The sequence below is a fragment of the Rufibacter sp. XAAS-G3-1 genome (assembly GCF_013623775.1).
GTDB lineage: Bacteria > Bacteroidota > Bacteroidia > Cytophagales > Hymenobacteraceae > Nibribacter.
This window is the reverse complement of sequence record NZ_JABFAM010000009.1, coordinates 190,275-201,794: the sequence shown is the minus strand read 5'-3', so window position 1 is coordinate 201,794 and position 11,520 is coordinate 190,275. Positions and strand designations below refer to the sequence as shown.

The window sequence follows — 11,520 nt, the reverse complement described above, 5'->3', positions numbered from 1 at the left end:
CCCTTTTACCTAACAACCATTAGCAAATGTTTAATACCAAAGATTTATCAATAAAAATTTAGTAAACATTCTGAAATTATTTTGTTAATATTTCATTTATGCCTAAGATTGAAGTCTGACACAGATGTTAACCCTTTTTTTGTTATATGGAAGTAAAAGAGAATGTAGCCCAGGTGACTGTGGAAGCTTTGAAAGCGATCTTCGTCTCTGAAGGAGAAGTTCCGGCGGAATACTCGCTGCCCGGCGAACTCCACCAGAAGGAGTACTTGTCAAACGGATTCATGAAGGAGTGGGCGGGAGCCTCCCACCAGGTGTACTCGCCGGTGGCCCTCCAGGCGGCCGATGGTACGTACGCCCGCAAACTCATTGGCACCTATCCGGTGTGTACTGAGAAAGAAGCGTTGGAAGCGTTGGACGCCGCGGTAAACGCCTACGACAACGGCCGCGGTGCCTGGCCCACCATGGGCGTGGACGGGCGCATCAAGTGCGTGGAGCATTTCACCCAGCGCATGATTGCCCAGAAAGACACCGTGGTGAAACTCATCATGTGGGAGATAGGCAAGTCCTTCGCTGACTCGGTGAAGGAGTTTGACCGCACCGTGGAGTACATTTACGCCACTATTGACGCTTTAAAGAACCTAGACCGTCAGTCTTCCCGCTTTGAGATAGAGCAGGGCATCATTGCGCAGGTGCGCCGTTCGCCGTTGGGCGTGGTGCTGTGCATGGGCCCCTTCAACTACCCGCTCAACGAAACCTTCACCACGCTCATCCCGGCGCTCATCATGGGCAACACCATCCTCTTCAAACCACCCAAGCACGGAACGTTATTGTTTTACCCATTATTGGAAGCGTTCCGGGACAGTTTCCCCGAAGGTGTGGTGAACACCATTTACGGCCGGGGCCACGCCATTGTGCCCGCGCTCATGCAGAGTGGCCAGGTGAACGTGCTCACGCTCATTGGTTCCAGCAAAGTGGCCGACGAGCTGAAAAAGCTGCACCCCAAGGTGAACCGTTTACGGGCTATTTTAGGATTAGACGCCAAAAACGCCGCCATCGTGACCCAAAACGCCGACATCAAATTGTCAGTGGACGAGACGGTGTTGGGCGCTTTGTCTTTCAATGGGCAGCGTTGTACCGCCCTCAAGATCATCTTCGTGCACCGCAGCAAGGTAGATGAGTTCCTGGAGCGCCTCACCGAAGCCGTTGGCAAACTCAAGTACGGTATGCCGTGGGAGAAAGGCGTGGCGTTGACCCCGCTTCCAGAGCCGCACAAGCCTGCTTATCTGAAGGACTGCATTGATGATGCCCTGGCCCATGGAGCCAGTGTGGTGAATCCGGGGGGTGGCACGGCCTTTGAGTCTTTTGTGTACCCGGCTATTCTGTACCCAGTGAACGAGAAGATGAAGCTGTACCGCGAGGAGCAGTTCGGGCCCATCATTCCGGTGGTAGCCTACGATGACCTGGAGGAGCCGGTTCAGTACATCATTGAGTCCACCCACGGCCAGCAGGTAAGCGTCTTCAGCCAAGACGCCGCGGAGGTCGCTTCCCTCATTGACCCCCTCGTGAACCAGGTAAGCCGCGTGAACATCAACTGCCAGTGCCAGCGCGGTCCGGACGCTTTCCCTTTCACCGGCCGCAAAGACAGCGCCGAGGGCACGCTCTCCGTGGTAGACGCCCTCCGTTCGTTCTCCATCCGGTCTTTGGTAGCCACCAAGTTCAACGAGAACAACAAGCAGTTGCTGAACCAGATCGTGAGTGAAGGGCAGTCCAACTTCCTCAGCACCAAGTTTATCTTTTAGGCCTGTTTTTCTGAAAATAGCCCAAAATCCGCCGCAGGTAAGTTCTGCGGCGGATTTTTACGTCTACGGGTAGTCGGGGTTTCATAAAGGAAACTTGTGATTCCGGCAACTCCATGCAATTTCTAAACACATGGTTCAGGTTGTCCTCCCTCATAACTATGGTGCGTATTTACTTTAGCCTGATTTCATGTTTAAATAGATGTCTAACAAATATCTGTTTCCCCTACAAGAATACCTTGCTGTTTGGGAGTTCTACTCCCGAACTTGTCTGCTGCGGAGTTCCACTCCGCCGGGAAGCGGAGGCTCCTTTTGATTCTGGAGTTGTCGGCTAAAACCCGATCCATTTCACCTACTGGCACTTCTTGTTTTTCCCTACAAGATTAGCCTTGGAGGGGTAAGGGTAGGTTAGGTTCCTCTTTCTCAGACAGCTTACCAAGGTTTCAGCTTACTGTTTTCAGCCTGTTTTCGTGAAAGTAGCCCTAAAACGAGGGGGCACGTTGACCTTTTGGCCGGGGCAAACCAAAACCGCGGCGCAGTTTATACCGGTTTTAAAAGCCGAAAAGGGAGAACGGGGAGCGTACTTATATCTGAACTTATCCATTTTTGAATATTCTTCTCTTCCAGGCATATACCCAAATGCCAGAATTGCGTAGACGGTACGCGAGCAAAAATTTAATCCTACTGCTTGTCCTGCAACTGTACCAGATACAAAACAACTATGAACATAATTACCTATCCAGGGAAGCCCTTCCCTTTGGGAGCCACCTGGGATGGAGAAGGTGTGAACTTCGCCCTGTATGCCCACAATGCCTCTCACGTAGAACTCTGTCTGTTTGACTCCCCGGAGTCTGAGAAAGAAGCCGCCCGGTTTAAAATGGAGGAACGCACCTATGAGGTGTGGCATACCTATGTACCAGACCTGAAACCCGGCCAGCTTTACGGCTACCGCGTGTACGGCGAATATGAACCGGAGGAAGGCCACCGGTTCAACCCCAATAAACTCTTGATTGACCCCTACGCCAAAGCCATTGCCGGCACCATTAACTGGCATGAATCGCTGTTCGGGTATAAGTTTGGGCATGAAGACGAAGACCTGAGTTACAGTGATCTGGACAGTGCGCCCTACCTCCCGAAGTCGGTGGTGATAGACCCCAGCTTTGACTGGGAAGATGATCAGTCGCCCAAGTTGCCTTACCATAAATCCATCATCTATGAGGCGCACATCAAAGGCTTCACCAAACTGCACCCAGACATTCCGGAAGAGATAAGGGGCACCTACGCGGGCATCGGGCACCCCGCCACCATCCAGTACCTGTTGGACTTGGGTATTACCGCCATTGAATTACTGCCGGTGCACCATTTCATTACAGACTGGCACTTGCAGGAAAAAGGCCTCACCAATTACTGGGGCTACAACTCCATCGGGTTCTTCGCGCCAGACGTGCGGTATTCCAGCAGCGGCGTGCTGGGCCAGCAGGTGACTGAGTTTAAGGACATGGTCAAGGCCCTGCACAAAGCGGGCATTGAAGTCATTCTAGACGTGGTGTACAACCATACCGGCGAGGGGAACGAGAAAGGCCCCACCTTGTCGTTCAAGGGAATTGACAATGCTTCGTACTACCGCCTGGTGGAAGAAGACAAGCGCTACTACATGGACTACACCGGCACGGGCAACACGCTCAACGCCAACCTACCCAGCGTGCTCCGCCTCATCATGGACAGCTTGCGCTACTGGATCACGGAGATGCACGTAGACGGTTTCCGCTTTGATTTGGCCTCAGCGCTGGCGCGGGAACTGCACGGCGTTGACAAACTGAGTTCCTTCTTTGACATCATCCACCAAGATCCTATCATCTCCCAGGCGAAATTGATTGCCGAGCCTTGGGATGTAGGCGAGGGCGGTTACCAGGTGGGGAACTTCCCGCCGGGCTGGACGGAGTGGAACGGCATGTATCGCGACTGTATGCGTGACTTCTGGCGCGGCGAGGAAAGTATGCTGGCGGAGTTCGCCAACCGCTTCACCGGTTCCTCAGACCTGTATTATGATGATTACCGTAGGCCTACGGCCAGCATCAACTTCATTACCGCCCATGACGGTTTCACTTTGAATGACTTGGTTTCTTACAACGAGAAGCACAACGAGGCCAATGGCGAAGACAGCAAAGACGGCGATGACCACAACCGTTCCTGGAACTGCGGGGTAGAAGGCCCCACCGATGACCAATGGGTGAACGACCTCCGGAACCGCCAGAAGCGCAACTTCCTCACCACCATGTTCCTGTCCCAGGGAGTGCCCATGCTGGTGGCCGGCGATGAATTAAGCCGCACCCAAAACGGGAACAACAACGCCTACTGCCAAGATAACGAGATTTCCTGGTTGAACTGGGAAGCGGCAGATACTGGTTTGTTGGAGTTTACCAAAAAACTCATCCATTTCCGTAAAAGCCACCCGGTATTCCGCCGCCGCCGCTGGTTCCAGGGAAGATCCATCAAAGGACAAGGGGTGGAAGACATTGCGTGGTTCCTACCCAACGGGGAAGAAATGTCCTATGAACATTGGGAACAAGACCATGCCAAATCTCTGGCCATCTACCTGAACGGGCGCGGCGTGCATTCCCGCGGCCCTAAAGGCGAGGTGGTGTTAGATGATTCTTTCTACGTGATCTTCAATGCCTACCATGACTCTCTGGTGTTTCATGCGCCAAGTGAGAAATACGGCAAAGAATGGACTGTGGCGCTGGACACCTTCCGCAACCTGGTGGAACCCCAGGAGCCTACCAAATACAAAGCAGGCGAGTCATTCCTGGTGGAAGGCCGATCAGTATTAGTGTTGAAGCACCCTATCTTTCATACTCCTAATGAATAAAATAGACGTCACTAAAAGAACCCTGGGCGTCTCCTTCACCAGCAACGGCCTTGCCGAAGTGCTGGTGTGGGCGCCCAAGGCAGAGCGGGTGGAAATTACCCTTAACGAGGGCAACACCATCATTCCCTTACGCAAAGGCGAGTTCGGCTACTGGCACGAAACCACCGACCAGCTCGCGCCCGGCGATACCTACAAATACCGCCTAGACGAAGACCAGGAATACCCAGACCCAGCTTCCATCTCCCAACCCCAGAGCGTGCACGGCCCATCACAGGCCCTGGATTTACAGAAGTTCAACTGGACAGATGATGCCTGGCAGAACGTGCCCCTGGAAGACTACGTGCTCTATGAACTGCACACCGGCACCTTCTCCCAAGACGGCACCTTTGCCGGACTGGAAGAAAAGCTGGACTACCTGAAAGAACTGGGCGTAAACGCCATTGAGATCATGCCTGTGGCGCAGTTCCCCGGAAACCGCAACTGGGGCTATGACGGCGTGTTCCCTTATGCGGTACAGGATTCTTACGGCGGGCCGAAAGCCTTGCAACACCTGGTAAACACCTGCCACCGGAAAGGCTTAGCCGTGGTGCTGGACGTAGTGTACAACCACTTGGGCCCCGAGGGAAATTACCTGGGTGTCTACGGCCATTATTTCACCGACAAATACAACACCCCCTGGGGCCCGGCCCTCAATTTTGATGATGCCTGGTGCGATGGCGTACGCCGCTACTTCACCGAGAACCTCTTGATGTGGTTCCGCGACTTCCACATTGACGCCGTGCGCATGGATGCCGTGCATGCCATCAAAGACTTCAGCCCCAATCACATTCTGCGTGAAATGAAGCAGCACGTGAACGAGTTGATGGAAGCCACCGGCCGCAAACACTACATGATTGTGGAACTTGATCTCAACGACACCCGCTTCATCAATCCGCTGGAAGAGCAAGGGTTCGGGATGGATGCCCAGTGGGTGGACGAGTTTCACCACGCCCTGCGCGTGACCATAACCGGCGAGAATACCGGCTATTACTCAGATTTCAGCGGCATCGCGCACCTGGCCAAAGCCTACGAAGACGCTTATGTCTATGACGGGCAATTCTCGCCGCACCGGAACAAAACCTTCGGCATTAAAGCCGAGAACAACCCCGGCCAGCAGTTCATTGTCTTCACCCAGAACCACGACCAGGTAGGCAACCGCATGCTGGGCGAGCGCCTGGGCGAACTGGTGAGCTTTGAGATGCAGAAACTGGCCGCCGCCGCCGTCATCTTCAGTCCGTTCCTGCCCATGCTCTGGATGGGCGAGGAGTACGCAGAGCCCAACCGCTTCCAGTACTTCGTGAGCCACACCGACCCAGACCTGGCCGAGGCCGTGCGCAAAGGCCGTAAAGAAGAGTTTGCCGCGTTCCACGCCCAAGGCGAAGCCCCAGACCCTATGGCGGAGGAAACCTTCAACAACTCTAAACTGCAATGGGACTTGGTGGCCCAAGGCCAACACCAAGCCATGTTCCGCTACTACCAGACCCTCCTGCGCCTACGCCGTGAGTTATCTGCTTTAAAGCATCTGGATCGCAAAACCCTGGAAGTCTCCTGCGACGAAGCCAAGAAAACCTTGACGCTGCGCCGCTGGCACGGAAACCAGCAAGCAGTTTGCCTCATGAACTTCAACGCCTCTCCGCAAACCATGTCCCTGCCCATCGGCAGCAAGACCTGGAACGTAGTGCTAGACTCCGCTGCCCCAGAATGGAACGGCCCCCAAGCTGCGGAAAGCATCGCTACTGGTGGTTCAGAAGTGACCGTGCAGCCGGAGAGTGTATTGGTGTTCCAGGCGTAGTTTGTGAATGACTACTTGTTTATAAATATAGAATGGTGGATGTTTCTGGCCTGTTTTCTTGTAAACAGGCCAGAAACATCCAAATTAAATCTTCCCCATACATTACCGAAACTCCCCCTTTGAAGGGGGTAAGGGGGATGTTTACACCACCAGATACACGCATTCCTGACAAAGATGCCCAACCGCCTCATCCCATATCGGCAAGACTTAAAACAAAGGGCGAAAGACCTTCGGAACAACTGCACCCTAGCCGAGATTCTCCTCTGGAATGAACTCAAAGGCAAAAGCCTCGGCGTAGAATTTCACCGGCAGGTACCGCTTCTGGACTACATCGTTGACTTCTTCTGCCATGAAATGTTGCTTGCCATTGAAGTAGACGGTGACAGTCATGACCACAAAGTGGAATATGATGCACATCGGCAGAAAGCATTGGAGGCGTATGGAGTAAAGTTCCTGAGGTTTTCAGATAAAGAAGTGAAGCAGCAAATGCCATATGTGGTAGGTGAGATTTACCATTGGATTGAAGAGCATCAGCAAACGTAACCTGCTGGTGTAAACATCCCCCTTGCCCCCTTCAAAGGGGGAGTACCTACTGGAGTAGCAGAAGTTTACTAAAGAAAGCAAATGCTCCTTAGAGAATAGAAAAATATAAAACTGTTTCAAGCCTGTTTCCCGTAAAACGTGCCAAAAACAGCAACTCACAAAACCTTCTTTACGTGAGAGGTACCAGGGGGAAATTCATCTGCACATCTCCCCATTTCCACATCTTCAAATCATAAAAAAATATGCATAACCCTGTCGCGACGTACCGTTTGCAGTTTCACAAGGAGTTTACCTTCGCAGACTTTGAGCGTGTTATTCCATATCTACAGAAATTAGGGGTAAGTACCATCTACGCTTCGCCCATTTTTGAGGCTACTCCCGGCAGTACGCACGGCTATGACGGGGTGAACCCGCACCGCATCAATCCGGAAATCGGAACCGAGGAAGAACTGAAAACCCTGAGCGGGAGCCTGAAGGAGAACGGCATCAACTGGTTGCAGGACATTGTGCCCAACCACATGGCCTACCATCCCAACAACCCCTGGCTCATGGATGTGCTGGAGAAAGGCCCCTTGAGCCAATACTATAAGTTCTTCGACATCGGGTGGACTAGCTTTCTGTACAACGGGCGTGTGATGGTGCCGTTTCTGGGCTCTAAACTGGAAGAAGTGATCCAAAACGGCGAGCTGAAAGTGGCTTTTGACGAGGAGCAACAGCGTTTGGTGTTAAAGTACTATGACAGTGCTTATCCGTTGAACTTGCGGTCGTATGAAACCTTGCTGAAAGGTGCCGGAGCATCTAACCAGGCCTTAGAGCAGTTACTGACTAAGTTGAAGGAAGCACACAATGAGGAAGACCCGAAAGGCTTTTCACTAAAGTGGGACGAATTCCGGCAGCAGCTGACGGCGTTGATGAAGAATGACGTAGTGAAAGCCTCAGTGGAGACCAGTTTGGAGGCGTTCAACAAGGACAAAGACCGCCTGCTGCAACTCACCCAGGAGCAAGTGTACCAACTGTGCCACTGGCAGGAAACCGATTACCAGATCAACTTCCGCCGGTTCTTTACCGTGAATGGGCTCATCTGTCTCAACATCCAGGATCCGGAGGTGTTCACCACCTATCACCAGTACATCAAGCAACTACAGGACGAAGGCGTGTTCCAGGGCCTCCGCATTGACCACGTAGACGGCTTGTATGACCCCACCGGCTACTTACAGCAACTGCGCGAACTAGCCGGTGAAGAAACCTACATCGCCGTGGAGAAAATTCTGGAGCCCGGCGAGCCCATGCCGAAGCAGTGGCCCATTCAGGGGAACACCGGGTATGATTTCCTGGCTTACGTGAACAACCTGTTCACCTACAAACCAGGCGCGGAAGCCTTCAATGCCCTGTATCACCAACTGGTAGGCGAGGGGGCCGCCGTTCACGAACAGATTCACGAGAAGAAAGCCTACATCCTGAGGGAGAACATGGGTGGCGAGCGCGAGAACCTGTACCAGTACTTGCTGGAGCAACGCTTGGTGGACGAGGAGGTGCTGGGCACCGTGGAGCCGGAAACCTTGAAAGCCGCCATCGGCGAGTTCCTGATCCAGTGCCCCGTGTACCGTTATTATGGAAACAAGATGCCGCTGGACGGCGAGGAAGCCGAAGCAGTGCAATTGATTTTCAACCAGATTCGGGAAAGTAAGCCGGAAACGGTTGGGGCGGTGGAATTACTGGAAAGAGCCATTCTGGGCAATGCGCCCGAAGGCGAGGATGATACGTATCTGGAACGTTCGCAGCGGTTCTACCAGCGCTTGATGCAGTTCAGCGGGCCCTTGATGGCCAAAGGGGTGGAAGATACCATCATGTACACCTACAATCGCTTCATCGGGCACAATGAGGTGGGAGATGCGCCGGAGGCCTTCGGCGTAAGTCCGGAGGAATTCCACCAGATCATGCTAGACCGGCAGGCCAATTGGCCGCTGTCGCTCAACGGAACCTCCACCCATGACACCAAGCGCGGCGAAGACGTGCGGGCCCGCCTGAACGTACTCACTGAACTGGCCGAGGACTGGACGGCCGCCGTGCAGGAATGGCGCGAGCTGAACGCCGACCTGAAGCAGAACAACGCCCCCGACGTAAACGACGAATACCTCATCTACCAGACCTTGCTGGGCGCATACCCCATGCCGGGACAGGACGAGGATGACTTTGAGAACCGCATTCAGGAGTACCTGCAGAAAGCCTTGCGCGAAGCCAAAGTCAACTCCAACTGGACTACGCCCAATGAGGAATACGAGGCCGCAACCAAAGCCTTCGCGGTGAAGCTTCTGGACAGGAGCCGTCCGTTTTGGGCCAGTTTTGAGAAATTCAGGGCTAAAACCACTGACTTCGGAATTGTGAACTCGCTAAGCCAGGTGCTCCTGAAATTCACCGCACCGGGTATACCAGATGTATACCAGGGCACCGAGTTGTGGGATTTCAGCCTGGTAGACCCAGACAACCGCCGACCCGTGGACTATGAAAAGCGGCAAGCCTGGCTGGAAGAACTCAACGACTATGACCTGAACAAGCAGGAGGCCTTGTGGGAAAACCTTTGGGAGAACCGTCCTGATGCCCGCATCAAACTCTGGCTCACCCGCACGCTCTTCACCGAACGGAAAAACAACGCCGATCTTTTCGCCAAGGGCGAGTACCTGCCGCTCACCGTGGAGGGAGAACACAAAGACCACGTACTGGCCTTCGTCCGGAAGCACCTGCGCACCTGGTACGTGGTGGCCGTGCCGCTGCATTTGGCCGCCCTGGCGAAAGAGCAAGGCGTGGAAACCATTCAGGACATTGACTGGAAAGACACCAAGGTGATCATTCCGGAAGACGCGCCCAAAGACTGGCAGGACACGTTCCTTAGGAGCACGGGAAATTACGCGCACGAACTCAGCGTAGCCGATCTGTTCGGGATTTTCCCGCTGGCCATGCTCAAGTTGCAGGCCCAGAACGAGCGCGGCGCGGGTATTCTGCTGCACATCACGTCATTGCCCTCTGCCTTCGGGATTGGCGACCTGGGCCCCGAGGCGCGTAAATTCGCCGATTTCCTGCAGGCCAGCCAACAGAAATACTGGCAGTTGCTGCCGCTCAACCCCGTTGAAGCCGGACAAGGATATTCGCCGTACAGCTCCATCTCCAGCCGCGCCGGGAACCCGCTGCTCATCAGTCCGGTACTTTTGGCCAAAGAAGGCTTGCTGCCCGAAGAGGAGTTGCCCCAATACCATTTGCCGCAAACGGGTAATGTAGATTACGTGCAGGCTCAGCGCGTGAAAGACGAACTGCTGGAACGCGCCTGGCAGACGTTCCAGTCCGGCGATTTCCCTACGTTGCAACAGCAGTACGTGGACTACTGTGGTTCTGAGGCAAGCTGGCTCCATGATTTTGCCATGTATGTGTTGCTGAAAGAGCAGCATGACGGCAGTGCCTGGTTCCAGTGGCCCGATGAGTTCAAACAACGCCACCCCGAGGGGCTGGAGCGACTGGTGCGGGAAAACGCCGAGGCGCTGGAGAAAATAAAATGGGTGCAGTTCATCTTCCACAAACAATGGAAGCGCTTGCGCACGTACTGCAACAACCGCGGCATCCAGATGTTCGGCGACATGCCGTTCTACATCAGCTATGACAGCGTGGACGTGTGGAGCAACCGGGACATCTTCGCGGTAGACCTTCTTGGCAACATGACCGGCGTGGCGGGCGTACCCCCCGATGATTTCTCTGAAGACGGACAGCTCTGGGGCATGCCGGTGTTTAAGTGGGACGTGCTCAAAGAGCAGGACTACAGCTGGTGGATTGGCCGTCTGCGCAAGAACATGGAGTTGTATGACCTGGTGCGGCTAGACCACTTCAGGGCCTTCGCCGATTACTGGGAAGTACCCGCCGGGGAAACCACGGCCAAAAAAGGCGAGTGGAAACTAGGCCCCGGGGCCGATTTCTTCACCTTCGTGGAGAAGGAACTGGGCAGCCTGCCGTTCATTGCCGAGGATCTGGGCGAAATCAACGACCTGGTACTAAAACTGCGCGATGATTTCAACCTACCGGGCATGAAGATCCTGCAATTTGCCTGGGGCGATGAGATGCCGCAGAACGCCTACATGCCGCACAACTACGCCCGTAACTTCATTGCCTACACCGGTACCCACGACAACAACACCACGCTGGGTTGGTACCGCAACGAAGGCAAGGAGTTCCACCAGCAGATTGAGCATTACCTGGGCCGCGAGTTAGGCGAGCACGACATCTGGTGGGTGATGGCGCGCCTGGCCTACGCCTCGGTGGCAAAAACCGCCATCCTGCCCATGCAAGATGTACTAGGCATTGACGAGCAAGGCCGCATGAACACGCCCGGCAAAGGCGAAGGCAACTGGGGCTGGCGCTTAGTGCCCGGCCAAGTGTCTAAGCAAACCGAGGAGCAGTTGAAAGACTGGACGAGGATGTATAATAGAGATTAGAAAGAA

5 protein-coding genes are annotated in these 11,520 nt (G+C 54.1%); all 5 read left to right on the top strand.

Features of this window, described 5'->3' with window-relative positions:
* The first annotated feature begins 146 nt into the window (after positions 1 to 146).
* The 5 genes from HHO50_RS12440 to treY all read left to right on the top strand — a co-directional run bounded on the left by HHO50_RS12440 (position 147) and on the right by treY (position 11,514).
* Complete coding sequence (locus tag HHO50_RS12440) at positions 147 to 1,799, top strand: NADP-dependent glyceraldehyde-3-phosphate dehydrogenase (RefSeq protein WP_181306377.1); 1,653 nt, start codon at positions 147 to 149, stop codon at positions 1,797 to 1,799.
* Positions 1,800 to 2,517: 718 nt separating this feature from the next.
* Positions 2,518 to 4,665 carry a glycogen debranching protein GlgX gene (gene glgX, locus HHO50_RS12435; protein ID WP_181306376.1) on the top strand — a complete coding sequence of 716 codons (2,148 nt, stop codon included), beginning with the start codon at positions 2,518 to 2,520 and terminating at the stop codon, positions 4,663 to 4,665.
* Positions 4,658 to 6,496, top strand: a complete 1,839-nt coding sequence (gene treZ / locus HHO50_RS12430) for a malto-oligosyltrehalose trehalohydrolase (protein ID WP_181306375.1) — start codon at positions 4,658 to 4,660, stop codon at positions 6,494 to 6,496. Before glgX ends, treZ begins: the two co-directional genes overlap by 8 nt.
* A 174-nt stretch (positions 6,497 to 6,670) precedes the next feature.
* A complete protein-coding gene (locus HHO50_RS12425; protein WP_181306374.1) occupies positions 6,671 to 7,039 on the top strand; it encodes an endonuclease domain-containing protein in 369 nt (122 codons plus the stop codon).
* 242 nt (positions 7,040 to 7,281) lie between these two features.
* Positions 7,282 to 11,514, top strand: a complete 4,233-nt coding sequence (gene treY, locus HHO50_RS12420; protein WP_181306373.1) for a malto-oligosyltrehalose synthase — start codon at positions 7,282 to 7,284, stop codon at positions 11,512 to 11,514.
* The last annotated feature ends 6 nt before the right edge of the window (positions 11,515 to 11,520 follow it).